This window comes from Bryocella sp., assembly GCF_058498515.1.
In genome coordinates this window covers 534,752-549,348 of record NZ_JBMHYI010000047.1, presented here as the reverse complement: position 1 = coordinate 549,348, position 14,597 = coordinate 534,752, and the positions used below count along the sequence as shown (strand labels likewise).

Sequence of the window (14,597 nt, the reverse complement as noted above, 5' to 3'; positions counted from 1 at the left end):
TGATGTCCCACACGGAATGCGCGTTCTTGCGATACTCCACCATCTCTTCCAGTATCCAGCAAGACGCTGAAAGCACACCGCCTAAAGGCGGTGGGTTTAGACCGGGTGATGGAGACTAAAGGCGAACAGCGATGACGTGACGAGGGCGAATGCGAGGATCCTTGAGATGCGCATAGCCAGCCCACTTTAGCTGCAGCCCTGCACGACGGTCAAAGCCCGCGCGTGTTACGCCCTACCGGATGACCTTCTGCAGCACGAAGAACAGGGTGCAGAGCATCCCCAGCGTGAGCACCAGGATGCCCGTGATGTAGTAGGCCGCTACCCGTTCGCGCCCCGGGCGCGGACGGGTGATGCCGATGCCCCAGATGAAACCCTCACTGATCATCTCCGTGATACTTCGCATCTCTGCCTCCCGCACCGCGGTGGACCGGTGCTGTTGTAACAATGAGCGATATCGACAGCACGAATATGCAATTCCTGCGGTGAAGTGGATCATCAAATCGAAAGACGTGAGCGTGATAGACGAGGCACAGGGACGGATTTCGGTGTTGCGGCGGGACAAGGTGGTTCCGCTGCTGCCTGTCTCGTCGCGGGCGGAGGCGCACACCATCCGTCGCTCGCAGCCCTGGCAGCATGTGCTGCTGGAGCATCACCGCGTTGGCGCGATCGAGATTCCGGAGCATGAACACGACCACCTTTGCCTGCACCTGCAACTCTCCGGCGAACCCGAGCTGGAATGGTGGAACGAAGGGCGCAACCGCGTGGTGGATACGACGCCAGGAGCGATGATCCTGGTGGGCGCCGGCACGCGCGACCGGGTGCGCTGGTCGGCGGCCAATGAGCGCGTGATCCTCTCCGTACGGCCGGAGGTGCTGCGCCGCACGGCGAACGAGCTTGGCGCTGGAGCACTGACCGACATTGCCACCATGCGCAACCAGTGGGCGCTGCGCGATCCCGCACTGGAGTACGTCCTGGCCCGCATGTATCGCGAGGCCCTTGGGGGCTTTCCGCTCGGCGCACTCTATGCCGGGCTGTTGGAGAGCGAGCTCGCCGCTACGCTGCTGAAGAGGCATGCGGAGATTGCGCTGCCGGAGCTGCGAGCAAAGGGCCGCTTGCCGTGGCCGAGGCTACAGCGTGCGATGGAGTTCCTCACCGAAAACCTGGGCCGCGATGTGCGGCTTGAAGAGGCCGCTGCCGCGGTGGAGCTGAGCCCCTTCCACTTCGCGCATGAGTTCCGCGCGACGACAGGGCAGTCTCCGTATCAGTACCTGCTCGCCCAGCGCATGGACCGCGCTAAGGTGTTGCTCCACGCAACGGACTGGAGCGTGCGGGAGATCGCTGCACAGACGGGGTTTGTGTCGGCTGCGAGCTTCGTGCGGGCGTTCCGTCAAAGGGTGGGAATGACGCCGGGAGAGTGGCGAAAAGCTACGGGTTAGAGATTGACTCGGGTGAAAATGACTACTATGGTCATTCTTGCGAGGTTAGCGATGGCGACTTGGGCGGTGGCAAAGGCAAAAGCGCAGTTCAGCGAGCTGATTGACTCGGCGCAAGAGAGCGGGCCGCAGGAGATCACGCGCAATGGGAAGCTCGTCGGCGTTCTCATCCCACCGACGGAGTGGAATCAGGCGACGCGCACTCGTTCGAAGAACGCGAGGACGACCTCGGAGTTCTTCAAGAGCTCGCCGCTTGCCGGCTCGGGGTTGAAGCTGAAGCGCTCCAAATCGAAGGTCCGACCGGTATCGCTGTGAAGTATCTGCTCGATACCGATGTGATCTCGCAGTACACGAAGGCGCGTCCCGATCCCCGCGTTGATGCGTGGCTGCAGAGGACGGATGACAGCGCGCTTTGGATCTCAGAGATCACGTATGCCGAACTCTGGTACGGGATTCATCTGCTAACGCCGGGCAAGCGCAGAACGGAGCTGGAAGACTGGATCGAGGGCGACCTCTATATGCAGTTCTTCAACCGCTTCGTAACCTGACCCTGAGCACGGCGCGGCACTATGGATATCTTGTGGCGCGTGCGGAGAAGAACGGCTTCCGGCCCGGAGCGATGGACGCGCTGATCGCAGCGATTGCGGTCGAGAATGGCATGGTTGTCGCGACACTGAACCGCAAGGACTTTGAGCGGCTAGGCGTACAGGTCGTTGACTTTTAGGAGCGATCACCGAGCCCCGTCGAGGCATCCTGCGAACCCACCTCGCAGAGTCGAAATATCGGCACCGGCTAGCCTAAGACGACCTGTCCTCCAGTAAGCTGCACGTGCTCATCCAACAGAAAGAAGATATAACTCCGGATAAGATTGCAGAACAGGCGTGCCTCGTGTTGTTTGAGCATCAAATCTGGGCGGAGAATATGCGAGCCGTGTCGAACGCCCCCTCCGGTCGGCGACGAGAGGTAGCCGTGAAGGCTGACGCACCACTCCAAGACAAGATCTAGAGATCTTCCAGCATGCTGTGCGCGAAGATCTGAAACTATCTTGTTGAAGTACTTACCCTGCACAGTTCCCGTGCCTGCATTCAGTCCCTGGAAGGCTGTTGAAACCGTTTCCAGAAGCCATAGCACCTCCTGCACAGCTTGCCGGTTTAGCCCCTGTTCGAGGAACTGTTCCGACGTCTTCAATGAGGCCTGGATCATCCTTCGAGCTTGCCCATCGAGTGACTCTGGCTCATGTTTAGGCTCAATGATGCCGGGATTGACCGTCTTGCGTATGAGATTCGGTGGATCAATTTCGTATCCCGCTCCGCCTTTAGCTAGAGCCCTGTTCACCATCGCAACGTCTGGAACTGGAACGCCTTCTTTGCTTAGAGACTCGCACGTATCGAAGAAGGCCTGAATGAATAAGGGCGCATTTGCGGCAGCGTCTTCCATATAGGTCTGGAGGTCAGACTCCGCCCAACTTAGACTCGAACTCCATGAAGCGCTTCTTCCCGCCGCAGATGCAAAGTTGGACTTGAAGGCCTCTAGGATCTTCCACACCTGTCCGTTTGCAGTGATTTTCCCAATTAGTTCAGAGATTTCTCTCTGCGCCTCGTCGGTTAGTCGTCCGGGAGATTCAAAACGCCACTCGTTCGGAAAGTTGAGCATTAGCAGATAATAAGCACTCTTAACCTCACATCGTATCTACTTGCCTAAAATACGAAGGCCACCCTCCCGGGCGGCCTTCGTGGTTGCTTTTGCGCGAAGCGCGTGCTGCTCCATGCAATGGCTAGTCGCCAGCCACCAACTCGTCGTTCTTGACTTCGACTTCCTGCTTGGGGGCCGCGGGCTTGATGCCACCGAGGCCACCGATCTCGCCGAGGGCTACGAAGCCGCCGGGCATCTCGGGTTCCTTGAGGATTTCCTTGCGGTAGAGCTTGGCCATGCGGGCGTTCTCGGCGTCGGTCTTCAGCTTGGCGTCGCGGGCGCGGATCTTTTCCTCGCGGGCGTTCTTGGCGATACCGCTCTTGTCGAACGTATCGTTGGCAGCCGAGTTGACGTGCGCCTCGTTCAGCACCAGGTCATACTTCTCCTGACGCTCCAGGCCGACCTTCTTACCACCGGCGAAGATCTCGTGACGGCCGTGCTCCTCGTACCACTTGGTGAGGGACGACGTCATGTGCATCTTCTCGATGATGTTGCGCCAGCCGATGCCCGTGTTGTACGCGCAGAAGCTGATCTCGCCTTCCTGCGTGGCATACGGGATGATGCACTGCTCGGTACGGCGGAAGTCGTAGTTGAAGAGATCCTGGAACCACATGCCGGCGATGAAGAGGAAGTTCCAGCGATCGGCGCGGCGCTTCTCGATGTCTTCCATGGTGCGGTCGCCGGTCACCTTGCCGTAGTTGCGGCCGGTGGCGCCGAAGCACTTATCGAACTTCTCAAGCAGCGAGAAGATGCTGAAGTGGGTGGGGGACTTTGAGGGCTCGTAGTTGCGGATCAGCGCGAGGGCCGCACCGATGACGGTGAGCACCTTGCCGCGGGAAGCATCGTTGACCTGCGCGATGTCCTTGGCAAGCTGATCGGCCTTGAGGAAGGCGGTGACGGGAACAGCTTCCTTGGTTTCCTTGTCGATCATCAGCGCCATGCCGATGCCGCAGTTTGGGTGGCAACCGCAGGAGAGCTGGCCCCAGTCGCGATCCGGTCCATGCACCAGGTCGGCCCAGTCGGAGAAGGTCGACATGAAGCTGATCGGGAACCAGTCGCGCGTGCTCTCGCCGAGACCGGTCTGATTGCGGACGTCGTGCGCGAGGTGCGACAGGGTGTAGCGCTGCGCGTGGCGGCGCTCGTCGGAGACGTCCTCATCGCGACCGGTGAAGGACACAGGCTGGAACGAGAGGAAGTTGATCTTCTTGGGGTTGTCGAGCGCGAACTGGATGATGCGGCCGACCTGCTCGTTGTTGATGCCGTTGATAATGCAGGTGACGGGAACGATGTCCACACCGGCGGCGTGCAGGTTGTGGATGGCCTGGAGCTTCACATCGAACGAGTTGCCAACCTTGCGGTGCGAGTTGGCGGCGTTGCCGATGCCATCGAACTGCAGGTAGGCGTAACGCAGACCGGCTTCGGCGGCGGCGCGGGCGAACTCAGCGGACTTCGCGAACTCGATGCCGTTGGTCGCGGCCTGGACGGAGTTGTAACCGACCTTGCGGGCGTAGGCGACGGCGTCGAGGAAGTACGGCGACAGGGTGGGCTCGCCGCCGGAGAACTGCACGCTCATCTGACGACGCGGCTTGATGGAGATCGCGTTGTCGAGCATGGTCTTGATCTCATCCCACGTCAGCTCATGCACGAAGCCGACCTGGTTGGCATCCATAAAGCACGGATCGCACATCATGTTGCAGCGGTTGGTGAGATCGATGGTGAGCACTGAACCGCGGCCGTGCGTAACAGTCGACGTGCCGTGGTTGTGCAGCTTCTCATCGTTGTGGGCGCGGATATCGCGGCCTGGGAAGACGTCCTCTAGGTGCTTCATCATCGGCGGATCGATGGACATGACGTCCTCGAAGTGGCCGTGAATGGGGCAGTCCTTAACCATCAGGATCTTGCCGTCGCGTTCGATGATCTGCGCCTTGATCTCGCCGACCTTCTCGTTCAGGAGGATCTCGTGCGGGAGCTTGCCATCGACGATCTGCTGGCGGATCTCAGGCACGCACTTCGGACAGAGCGAATCTGTGGTGCGGGGCCAGCCGAGGGGCGGCTTCTCCTTCTGGTAGGACTTGAGCAGGGGCTTGTCCGACCAACGGGGGGTGAAGCTCTCGTTGGGGCTGAAGGCATTGAGGCGGCTGAACACAGCCCATCCGGCCTTGGCGCCCAGGACGACGCCTTTCTCGACAATCTTTGTAATCTTTGGCATTGCTGGCTTAACCCTCCTGAGGATTCATCCTGAAGCCTATGAGTGCGTTGCACCGATATCAACAGTCTGACGGTGAACGGCGAGATTTTGCATTGAATGGGGATGAGGGGGGTTAAACGGGAGCGTGAAGTCGCCACAAGACAGAATTCGCTCCGCGACGGAGCGTCGGACGATGACAGATCAGGCACTTAGGACACGGGCCGGGGAACCCAATCTGGGAGCCAGGCGCGCCTCGAGCCACCCCACGACGATCCCGTGGGAGAGGAAGACGGCGAGGCCGTTGCCGGGCAGCGCCGGACTTGCTCAGAGGGCTCTCGTGGAACAGCTTCTAGGACAGGGATACGACCCGTACATGGAAAGCGCTGACCAGGCCCGCCGTAAATGTCAGGTTGGGGTGTCCCTGAGAACGGAGGGCTTCTCCCTCGATAAACCGTACCTGTTGGAAGTGCGACCGGAAGTGCTGGAGCAGCTTCCGTTTGGGGAGATAGTTGGTGTTACTCCTAAGCCAAGAGATCGAGCTTTCCGTGGGGTTAGAGGTTTTGGCGAAGCTCGTTCTGGAACCTACTCCCAATGCATACCAGGTACGCAACCAGGCGGCGGAATTCAAGCAACCAGCAAGAGGCAGTTTTGTGTGCGATTCGACTAAGCGATAGCGAGAAGGAAAGATGTGTAACGCGATACCACCCTGCCGAAGGACACGTCGCATCTCCGAAACAGTCTCGTCATAATTGAAGACATGCTCCATGACGTGGTCGCTGAAGATAAAGTCGAAGTAAGAATCCGGGTACGGTAAACGATAATCCTCAAGAGAAAGAGTTGAGAATACAGGCTGTTCGCTCTGCGAACCGCATGCAGATTCCGATTCTTCGAATCTCTTTTCGACGTCGCAGCCGTAGCACTCTAACCCCATGCCACGTAAGGCTGCGGTGTAATGACCTGTCCCGCACCCAAAGTCGAGTATTCGTTTGTCGGGCCCTAGCTTCACACCTAACGTTTCCGCCAGCGATAAAAATATTGGCAGGCGGTTATCCACACGGTTTTCCCAATATCCCATATCGAACCTGATAAGTGATTTGGATTTCATTTGGAATTTAAACGGGGCCCGAATTTGCAGTCAAGGGTTTTGCCGCAAAAATGCATCACCTGTAGTCATCGGGGATGGACGACGGAGGATCGCGGCGGTCATCAGTTTTCTCTTCTCACTTACGGATCAGTGAGTTAGGTTTCCCGATCACAATCGGTGACCGGGGCTTACCCTAAAAGCTGTGCTCGCAGGCTTTCTGCAAGGCCCAGCAACTTGCTGGCGAAGCTCGCAGGCAAAGTGACGCCCCAAACGATTGAAAGATCAGATACTTCGCCGGAGCCGCCCAGGCGGTGAACCCGATTAGCATTGGCTTGGCCCCCCGGCGTGCGCTACGCCGGTAACAGGACGGTCATCACGGTACCCTCGCCGGGAGCCGTTGCCACGTCAATGTGGCCGTGGTGGCGTTCGACGATTTCGCGGGAGATGTAGAGGCCGAGACCATTGCCGAGATCGCCCTTGGTGGAGTGGAAGGGCTCGAAAAGCCGGGCGCGGATGCCGGGTGGGATGCCCGGGCCATTGTCGTGCACCGAGAAGCCGGTGTGGGTGAGCGATCCCTCTGCGCCGGAGCGATTCTGCAGCAGCTCGATATGGATCGAGCCCTGGCCGTGCAGCGGAGCGGCATCCACGGCGTTCGAGACGAGATTTGCCAGCACCTGGCGCAGCTGGCCCAGCAGGCCGCAGAGTTCCGTCTCGCGGTCGCCGGAGAGGGTGACGCGGATCTGCCGGTTGCGGATCTTGCCGGCAAAGAGGCGCAGCACTTCTTCCACCATGATGCCGGCGCAGCAGGTCTCCGGAGTGTCGGACGTCTCGCGATTCCAGCGTAGCGTCTGCTTGGTGATGCCGGAGATTCGCTCCAGCTCGCTTTCCACAAGAGAGATGTAGGTGCCTGTGTTTCCGCCCTCCGGCAGCTCACTGCGGAGGAGGTACATCAGGTTCGTGATGGCTTCAAGCGGGTTGTTGATCTCATGGGCGATCACGGAGGTCATCCTGCCGGTAAGCGCCAACTTTTCGCTCATGCGCAGGGCCATCTCGCGCTCCTTGCGCTCGGTCAGATCAATCAGGGAGCCGATCCAGCCGGCACGGGCGGCACCGGCGCGCTGAAAGGGGGTGATGCGCAGGAAGTTCCAGCGTTCAGGACCACCGCCGGGGCTGGCGACGCGCAGCTCAGCCTCAAAGTCCGAGCCCCTCTGGACCTCGCGCTGCCAACGCTCTCCGAAGCTGGCGGCATCCTCGGTGTCCAGGAGAGGATCTTCGTACCAGAGACCTTTCGGCCGCAAACCGGCCTCACGCCAGCGGTCATTGACATAGGTGAGGCTTCCCGCGTCGTCGACGGTGAAGATCTTGATCGGCAGGGCCTGGGTGAGGCGATGGAAGCGGGCTTCTCCCTCCTCGATGGCCTCTTCGGCGCGGCGCAGGCTGATGGTGGTAAGTGCGGCGCGGAAGTCTTCGGCGGAGTCGATCTCCATCGAGGTCCACTCGCGCGCGCGGCCGCCGACGATCTGCTTCCATTGCTCGAAGCTGTCGCGCGGACTGAGAGTCTGCTTGGATTTTTCGGCATCCGTCGGGTTGCCAGCCCAGTGAATCGTCGAGACCAGCTCGGGCCGAAACCAGATAACCCAGCGCCGCCGGACGGGCGAGATGCGCACCACCAGGAGGCCGCTGGCGGTCTCGCGAAGTTTCTCGGCCAAGTCCGCGAGCTCCTCCGGCAGGTCCGCCGCAAGGTGCGCGGTGACGAAAGTCTGCGGCTCGGGCCGCTGTTCCAGCCAGGCGGCGAGCTGATGCACGATGGGCTCCGGCGGCGTGATACCGGAGAGCCGCACACGATCGTCCAGCAGCAGCGCTACGCCTTGTGCGTTGGTTACATCCATCAGCACATCGCGATACTCGGCGAGCGCGTCGAGGTAGTTGGGCTCAGACGCTACCAGCGTCAATAACCGGCGCTGCACGGCGTGGAAGTGACGAGTCTGCTCCAGCTCCTGCGAGGTGCGGAAGGCGTCGAGCTGCGTAGCGGCCATCTTGGTGAGCATGTCGCAGGCGGAACGGATGAGGTAGGGCACGCTGCGGGGCTCGGCATGATGCCCGCTGACTAGCCCCCAGAGCTTGCCATCGAGAACGATCGAGACCGACATGGACGAGATGGTGCCCATGTTGCGCATGTACTGGAGGTGAATCGGGGAGACCGAACGCAAGACGCTGAGCGAGAGATCCAGCGCCGTGGGATCGACGGAGGAGTTGCCGACGAGCGGCGAGGGCGTGTAGTGCGCGTTGGGGATGATGCGGATGGTGTTCTGGACGTAGAGATCGCGGGCCTGCGGTGGGATGTCGGTTGCAGGGAAGGCGAGACCGAGGTAGCTGGGAAGCCGGCCGTTGTTCACCTCGCTTAACACCGTGCCATGACCTTCTTGATCGAAGCTGTAGAGCATGATGCGATCGAAGCCGGTGAGCTGCGAAAACTGGTGGGCGAGCGCGTCGCAGAGATCCTGCTCGGTGCGCAGGCGGTTGAGGGTGGAGACAAAGTTGGTGATGACGGCATTCATTGTCTCCGGACCAACGAGGCTCTCCTGCTGCTCGAACTCCACCGCACGATAAGGCCCGATGCAGTGAGTCAATGCGCTGAAGAGGTTATCGCCTACCCGGAAGGTGCCGATGTACGTGCTCTGTCCTTCTCTGTCATGCGCACAGATCTTCTTGTGGAAGCGAAAGGAGTTCATCACCTCGCGCTCGAGGAAGTCTTCAAGCTTCGCGCCAAGGATGAGCCGGAGCGGAACATTAAGGAATCTCTGCGCGTTTTCGCTGGCCGCTACGATGACCTCGTAGTCAGGCAGGGTGAGCAGAAAAAAACCGTGCTGCTGGATGTTTCCAGGAACGCGGATGGGTTCGTCTGCGCAATTCGATAGATCTGGGGCCGAGGGGAGCAAGAAACCTACCTCCGGAGCAGGTAACAAGAGACGACGAAAGGACAACAAGCGGGACAGTGACGCAATGCCCGACCTACGAGAGAGATGCCATTTCCGGCTGCGGAGTCTGGGGAGAGGACGCAGAGAGTGTTCGCGCGAACAACGCGAACATTGCCTGCGCTGCAACGACCACGCGATCTTCGTCCGCATCGGGCAGCTCCGCCAGCACAGCCTTGAACTGTTGCCAGAGACCGCCGGTGCGATCTCCATAGCCGCGGAAGTAGGCTGCACCGTTCTCTTCGGTGAGACCGAGTGTGTCAGCGAGGTGCCGGGCGATGTACTGACCGCCAAGCGACGAGCCCTCCACGACGTACATCGCTCCCAGGAAACTCCCGACGAAGGCTGGGCTTCCTGGAGTCTCCAAGCCCGGAATGGCGGCCGCATCAAATGAACCGACCACGGGAAGACCGCTGCGCAGCGCGCGCAGATCCTGCTCCAGCAGGGGAGTTCGGCAACGATCTGCAACCAGCGACCCGAGGGATGCGGGACAATGTGTCCGGGCGAACGTCTCCCATGGCGCGAGCGCGGCGTAGAGCCCGCGCAGGTAGCCGGTGTACACCGGCAGCGTGAGGTCCGGCGCAGTGATCGGCATCTGGGATTCGGTGGCGTCGTGTTGCGGGCGCGTGCGCTCGCGGAGGTGTTCGAGGTTCATGCAGGGGCCTTTCCGAGCGCTACAACTGATACGTTTCAGCAGCGGGCGTGGATGCGAGGTGCGATCCAACCACGCTTTTGTGTGCCCGCATCGTATGATGCGTTGGATACGATCAAATTCCTTGAACTTGAGCTTTGGGAGGAAAGAAATGCCTGGCTTTAGGCATTTGGGAGGCTGCGCGACGCGAGCTGCAGCCGTGATGGCAATCCTGGCGGCGCTGACGCAGAGTTTGGCGGCGGAGCCGCTGCCAACCGGCCTGCGAGGAAGCTGGCGCATCACGCGCATGCTGCCTACGCATAACGTCACCTGTTGGAGCCGTGAACGGGCGGGTGAGTTGGTGGGCTCCACGCTGACCTATGCGCCTCGCTCGTTGCGCTGGAAGGGCGGCACGGTCGAGCTGCGTGACATCGACGTGCGCAACGTGAGCGCCGAGCAGTTCGCAAAGGAGAACGGCGACGAGCAGGGCAGCGCCAGCTTCGAGCAGGTAGGGATCCGCGGCCGCATGGTCACCGAGGTCGATCTGCAGCATGAGGATATGGACATTACTGGTGCTACGACCGAGGTGCCCGGCGACTCCGTGCTGTTGGCCGGGCCAAACCGCATCGTCGTCAGCGCCTGCGGCGTGTACTTCGAGGCCACTCGCACCGGGATGGCGCAGATGGCCTCACGCTAGGGAAACACACGCGGTTGGTGCTACTTCTTATCGGGAGTAAGCACCGGCAGGTCGGAGCTCCATGCGTCGAGGACGCACTTCCAGCTGCCGTCGGGCTGCTTGCTCCAGATCTCTGTAATCTTACCGATATCGCTCATCGGCAGGCCGGAGGGTTCTTTGGCCTGCAGGCTATAGATGCCATAAAGCCATGCCATGTCGCCGGCCTCGGAGACGACAACCTTTGTCGGCTTCCAGTCGATGACGAGGTCCGTCATGCCGAGCAACTCGCCGATGTATGCGCGAATCGCGGCGGGATTGCTGACCGTTTTGTCATTCGGAGGCAGCACCACAGCATCTGGAGCATAGAAGCTCATCCAGGCGTCGACGTTGTGGGCCTGCGCAGCTTTCACCCATGCCGCGTCTTGCTGGGTGACGCGCTCGATATCCGCAGCATGGTCTTTCGAGCTGCCAGGAAGCAGCTTGCAACCCGTGGTCAGGAGCACCAGTCCAGAGACGAAGACGGCAGCGAAACGGCGGAACATCGGGGCGCTCATGCGAAGCTCCAAAAGAGGAAGGGTTCAGGTCGGTTCGACTATACACGGCGCTATTGGCGCAGCTCCACGATGGTCGCGCCCTGGCCACCCTCGTTGTAAGGCGGCTCCGTGACAGACGTGACGTGAGGGTGATTGCGGAGGAAGTCGCGCAACGTGCGCCGCAGGATTCCCATGCCCACGCCATGCACGATGCGCACGCTCTTGAGGCCCGCGAGATAGGCCTGCTCGATGTAGCGCTCGACCTCGCTCTCAGCCTCATCAGCTTTGCGGCCAATGACGTTGATCTCCGACGACACGTCGCTGGGGCTCTCATGCGCGGCACTGGAGACGGTGACACCGCCACGGTGCTTCGTCCTCGGCGTCTCGATCTCGTGCTTCTGCAGACGGCGCACATCCGTACGCGGCACGCGCATCTTCATCGAGCCCATGACGACCTCAATCATTTTGTCGTCGATGAGGCGATCGACGCGGGCCTCGCGCTGCATGGTCTGCAGCATCACGGCATCGCCGACCTCGAGCTCGCGCTCAGTCGGCGCTGCAGCCTTCGCGGCCTGCGGCTTCCCGGCCTCCTGGTGCTCGGTGACGGCGGACTTGAACTCGCCGGTGGTCTCACGGCGCAGGCCGGCGAGGCGCACGGCGGCATCGCGCGCGATCTTCTTCGCGACGGTCTTGTCGGCGATGCCCTTCACCATCTCCTGCAGGCGGGACTCGAAGTCCTTGAGCATGCCTTCGAGCTTGCGTTCCAACTCGCGGGTACGCTGCTGCAGTTCGGCTCGGCCTTCCTTGGCCAGCCGCTCGCGTTCGCGGTCGAGCTCGCGCTGTTGCTCGGCCAGCGTGGCGCGCTCGGCGTTGGCTGCGGTGAGCTGTGCATGGAGATCGTCGAGGAAGCGCGCGATGTCCGCGGTCTGCGTGGTGAGCTGCGAACGCGCGTTGTCGACGATGGTGGGGTCGAGTCCGAGACGGGCTGCGATGTTGAGGCCCGAAGAAGCACCCGGCACACCGAGCCGCAATTCGTACGTGGGCGAAAGCGTCGTCTCGTCGAAGCCCACGGCGGCATTGAGCACGCCGTCATGTTTTGCTGCGTAGATCTTCAGCGAGGTGAGGTGCGTGGTGATGAGCGACCAGCAGCCGAGCTCGAGAAAGCGCTCAGCTACAGCTACCGCGAGCGCGGCACCTTCCTCGGGATCGGTCGCGGAGCCAAGCTCGTCCAGCAGCACGAGCGAAGAGGCGTTGGCATGGCGCGCGATGCGGTCGACATTGGTGATGTGCGAGGAGAAGGTGGAGAGATTGTTTTCGATCGACTGCGCGTCGCCGATGTCCGCGAAGATGGCGGTGAACAGTGGCAGCCGGGCGGTACGAGCCGGTACCGGAAGACCGGCCTGCGCCATGATGGCCAGCAGCCCGGTGGTCTTGAGCGAGACCGTCTTGCCGCCGGTATTAGGGCCGGAGACGATCACCTGATTTTTATCGGCAGGCAGGATGAGCGTGAGTGGGGTGATCTCAAAGCCCTGGTCGCGGAGGCGCATCTCCAGCAGCGGATGGCGCGCGTCAGCGAGCTCAAATTTGGAGAGCGTGTCCTTGTCCGCGCCTTCTCCGACGATGGGCTTGACGCAGCGCAGGTCCTCGGCGAAGCGGGCAACGCCCTGGTGCGCGTCGGCCTCGCCAAGGATCTCTGCGCCCAGCGCAAGGGTGTAGGCGTTCGCAGCCACGGCGCGGGTCATCGCGACGAGGATACGGTGGATCTCCTCCTGCTCCTCATCAAGCAGGCGAGAGAGCTCGTTGTTGAGCTCGATGGTCTCCATGGGCTCAACGAAGACCGTCTGGCCGCTGGAGCTGGAGCCATGGATGACGCCGCCGACCTTGCGCTTGAACTCACTCTTGACCGGGATGACGAAGCGCTCGCCACGCACGGTGATCAGCGAATCCTGCGTGGAGCCTTCGCCTGCGAGCTTGGCCAGCGCGGAGTGCAGGCTGTGCTCGATGGCGCGATGCTGGCGTTCCAGCGCGCGGCGAATCCGCGCCAACTCGGGCGAAGCATCGTCGGCGAGCGAACCATCAGGCTCGATCTTGCCCTGGAGCGCGCGAAGCAACGGCTGGAGATCAGCCTCGAGCAGGGCGAAGGCTGCGTAGCGCGTGGCAGTGAGAGCCTCCTCGAGGCCGTCGGGAGGATCGGCCAGCAGAGCGCGCCAGGCTTCCACACGCTCGGCGTGGATGAGGATGTGGCGAAGCTCAAGCGCCTCAAGCGCTGTTCCCTCGATGCGCGCCTGGTCGAGCAGGTCGGTGGGATCGATGATGCCGCGGAAGTTGAACGCGAGGCCAGCGCTGATCAGCCGGCGCATCTCGGCGTTGCGGGCCTGCTGGGCGTAGATCCACTCGGCATCGGCGGAAGGCGTGAGCGCGAGGATCCAGTCGCGGCCGAGTGGGGACATCGTGCGCCCGGAGAGGCGCTCGCGAAACTGGTCCCACTGCAGCGCGGAAATAGCGAACTCGGAGAGGGGGGACGGGATGGAGGGTTGCAGCGACACTGGAATAAGGATACGGTTTGCGGCAGCCGGGATTCAGAACCGCCCGAAACGGACCGTGGCCCCACGGAACCGGCGGCCTGCAATCCGCGTAAGAAGCTTCGTGGGCGACGGAAGCGAGAGCGGTTCGCAACCTCGCCGGAGGAAGGCCATGCAGTGCACTCGTTGTGGTTTGGAACTGCCCCAGGAAGCGCGATTCTGCTCGCGCTGCGGCGCAGCGGTAATGATGTCTCAACAGCAGGCAACCGGAACTTCGCAGGCCCCAGAGCCTGCCCCGGCGCAGCCCGGCAGCTACGGCAATGTTTACGGGGCGGGCCCGGCGGCAGGATTCGGCGCGGGTTACGGGCCGGGAGCCAGCCAGGGTTATGGTTTCCCCTATGGAGCGGGCGCTCCGTTCCGGCCCGTCGTGCCCGATACCAATCGCGTCGCGCGGCATGTGCAGACGCTGGCGTTGATGTGGGGTGTTTTCGCGGGCTATCGCTTCCTGACGAAGTTCTTTGGCCTGACCATGTTTCATTCCTGGGCGCGGCACTCTGAGTGGGCCAGCTGGAACCCGGGCGGGGATTGGATGGGCGCATGGATGCCGTTCGCCATCACCACGCTGCTGTTTTGGTGTGCGCTGGCGGCGCTGACGGCCTACGGCCTCTCGTCGCGGCAACCCTGGGCTCGCGGACTGGCGCTGGTGTGCGGCGTATGGGCGCTCATCCACCCGCTGCTCGGTACGGCTCTGGGTATCTACACGCTCTGGGTGCTGGGACCTTCTCTGAGCGGGATGGAGTATGACCGGCTCACGCGCCCGGCGCAGAGCTAAGGATCGCACCAAAGCAAAATGCCGCCGCCGA

Annotated in this window: 14 protein-coding genes and 1 pseudogene; 7 read left to right on the top strand and 8 right to left on the bottom strand. The window is 61.7% G+C overall.

The annotated features are described in order from the left end of the window. Nucleotides 1–232 precede the first annotated feature (232 nt). On the bottom strand, nucleotides 233–403 hold the full coding sequence (locus AC5E6W_RS15705) for a hypothetical protein (RefSeq protein WP_491753260.1): 171 nt from the start codon (nucleotides 401–403) through the stop codon (nucleotides 233–235). Between the two features lie 106 nt (nucleotides 404–509). Between AC5E6W_RS15705 and AC5E6W_RS15700 the strand changes: the two genes are divergently transcribed. From AC5E6W_RS15700 to AC5E6W_RS15685, 4 genes are read left to right on the top strand one after another with little or no spacing between them, the layout of a single operon-like run. Beyond that, nucleotides 510–1,436 (top strand): helix-turn-helix domain-containing protein, encoded by a 927-nt coding sequence (locus tag AC5E6W_RS15700; RefSeq protein WP_491753259.1) that lies wholly within the window; start codon nucleotides 510–512, stop codon nucleotides 1,434–1,436. Between the two features lie 51 nt (nucleotides 1,437–1,487). Next, the gene (locus AC5E6W_RS15695; RefSeq protein ID WP_491753258.1) at nucleotides 1,488–1,748 is read left to right on the top strand and encodes a type II toxin-antitoxin system Phd/YefM family antitoxin; all 261 of its coding nucleotides are present in this window, start codon (nucleotides 1,488–1,490) and stop codon (nucleotides 1,746–1,748) included. Continuing rightward, nucleotides 1,745–1,981, top strand: a complete 237-nt coding sequence (locus AC5E6W_RS15690) for a PIN domain-containing protein (protein ID WP_491753257.1) — start codon at nucleotides 1,745–1,747, stop codon at nucleotides 1,979–1,981. Before AC5E6W_RS15695 ends, AC5E6W_RS15690 begins: the two co-directional genes overlap by 4 nt. 32 nt (nucleotides 1,982–2,013) lie before the next feature. Continuing rightward, nucleotides 2,014–2,157, top strand: a complete 144-nt coding sequence (locus tag AC5E6W_RS15685) for a type II toxin-antitoxin system VapC family toxin (protein WP_491753256.1) — start codon at nucleotides 2,014–2,016, stop codon at nucleotides 2,155–2,157. A gap of 68 nt (nucleotides 2,158–2,225) precedes the next feature. On the opposite strand, the gene AC5E6W_RS15680 is transcribed toward AC5E6W_RS15685, so the two are convergent. From AC5E6W_RS15680 to AC5E6W_RS15660, 5 genes are all read right to left on the bottom strand, one after another. Further along, nucleotides 2,226–3,086, bottom strand: a complete 861-nt coding sequence (locus AC5E6W_RS15680) for a hypothetical protein (RefSeq protein WP_491753255.1) — start codon at nucleotides 3,084–3,086, stop codon at nucleotides 2,226–2,228. Between the two features lie 121 nt (nucleotides 3,087–3,207). Beyond that, nucleotides 3,208–5,334 carry a radical SAM protein gene (locus AC5E6W_RS15675; RefSeq protein ID WP_491753254.1) on the bottom strand — a complete coding sequence of 709 codons (2,127 nt, stop codon included), beginning with the start codon at nucleotides 5,332–5,334 and terminating at the stop codon, nucleotides 3,208–3,210. A 328-nt stretch (nucleotides 5,335–5,662) separates the two neighbouring features. Then, nucleotides 5,663–6,367, bottom strand: coding sequence for a class I SAM-dependent methyltransferase (locus AC5E6W_RS15670; RefSeq protein ID WP_491753253.1), 705 nt, complete (start codon nucleotides 6,365–6,367; stop codon nucleotides 5,663–5,665). Between the two features lie 380 nt (nucleotides 6,368–6,747). Further along, on the bottom strand, nucleotides 6,748–9,336 hold the full coding sequence (locus tag AC5E6W_RS15665) for an ATP-binding protein (RefSeq protein ID WP_491753252.1): 2,589 nt from the start codon (nucleotides 9,334–9,336) through the stop codon (nucleotides 6,748–6,750). A 73-nt stretch (nucleotides 9,337–9,409) separates the two neighbouring features. After that, a complete protein-coding gene (locus AC5E6W_RS15660; RefSeq protein ID WP_491753251.1) occupies nucleotides 9,410–10,027 on the bottom strand; it encodes a biliverdin-producing heme oxygenase in 618 nt (205 codons plus the stop codon). Between the two features lie 199 nt (nucleotides 10,028–10,226). Between AC5E6W_RS15660 and AC5E6W_RS15655 the strand changes: the two genes are divergently transcribed. Continuing rightward, on the top strand, nucleotides 10,227–10,700 hold the full coding sequence (locus AC5E6W_RS15655) for a hypothetical protein (protein WP_491753250.1): 474 nt from the start codon (nucleotides 10,227–10,229) through the stop codon (nucleotides 10,698–10,700). A 20-nt stretch (nucleotides 10,701–10,720) separates the two neighbouring features. Here the strand turns inward: AC5E6W_RS15655 and AC5E6W_RS15650 are convergent, their stop codons facing one another. Both AC5E6W_RS15650 and AC5E6W_RS15645 read right to left on the bottom strand, forming a co-directional pair. Next, entirely contained in the window at nucleotides 10,721–11,233 is a 513-nt protein-coding gene (locus AC5E6W_RS15650) for a YybH family protein (protein ID WP_491753249.1), read from the bottom strand. Between the two features lie 50 nt (nucleotides 11,234–11,283). Then, nucleotides 11,284–13,758: an endonuclease MutS2 gene (locus AC5E6W_RS15645; RefSeq protein ID WP_491753248.1), complete on the bottom strand. Its 2,475-nt coding sequence runs from the start codon at nucleotides 13,756–13,758 to the stop codon at nucleotides 11,284–11,286. Between AC5E6W_RS15645 and AC5E6W_RS15640 the strand changes: the two are divergent. Together AC5E6W_RS15640 and AC5E6W_RS15635 are read left to right on the top strand one after the other, a co-directional pair. After that, nucleotides 13,739–13,972: pseudogene (locus AC5E6W_RS15640) on the top strand (zinc ribbon domain-containing protein); the annotation flags it as partial. The gene AC5E6W_RS15645 and the pseudogene AC5E6W_RS15640 sit on opposite strands and share 20 nt — an antisense overlap. A gap of 6 nt (nucleotides 13,973–13,978) precedes the next feature. Continuing rightward, a complete protein-coding gene (locus AC5E6W_RS15635) occupies nucleotides 13,979–14,566 on the top strand; it encodes a hypothetical protein (protein WP_491753272.1) in 588 nt (195 codons plus the stop codon). Nucleotides 14,567–14,597 lie beyond the last annotated feature (31 nt).

Excerpts from the sequence above, each read along its gene's own strand:
- AC5E6W_RS15655 (WP_491753250.1), top strand. The coding sequence starts at position 10,227 with ATGGCAATCCTGGCGGCGCTGACGCAGAGTTTGGCGGCGGAGCCGCTG.
- AC5E6W_RS15695 (WP_491753258.1), top strand. The coding sequence starts at position 1,488 with ATGGCGACTTGGGCGGTGGCAAAGGCAAAAGCGCAGTTCAGCGAGCTG.
- AC5E6W_RS15680 (WP_491753255.1), bottom strand. The coding sequence starts at position 3,086 with ATGCTCAACTTTCCGAACGAGTGGCGTTTTGAATCTCCCGGACGACTA.
- AC5E6W_RS15660 (WP_491753251.1), bottom strand. The coding sequence starts at position 10,027 with ATGAACCTCGAACACCTCCGCGAGCGCACGCGCCCGCAACACGACGCC.
- AC5E6W_RS15635 (WP_491753272.1), top strand. The coding sequence starts at position 13,979 with ATGATGTCTCAACAGCAGGCAACCGGAACTTCGCAGGCCCCAGAGCCT.
- AC5E6W_RS15705 (WP_491753260.1), bottom strand. The coding sequence starts at position 403 with ATGCGAAGTATCACGGAGATGATCAGTGAGGGTTTCATCTGGGGCATC.
- AC5E6W_RS15675 (WP_491753254.1), bottom strand. The coding sequence starts at position 5,334 with ATGCCAAAGATTACAAAGATTGTCGAGAAAGGCGTCGTCCTGGGCGCC.
- AC5E6W_RS15650 (WP_491753249.1), bottom strand. The coding sequence starts at position 11,233 with ATGAGCGCCCCGATGTTCCGCCGTTTCGCTGCCGTCTTCGTCTCTGGA.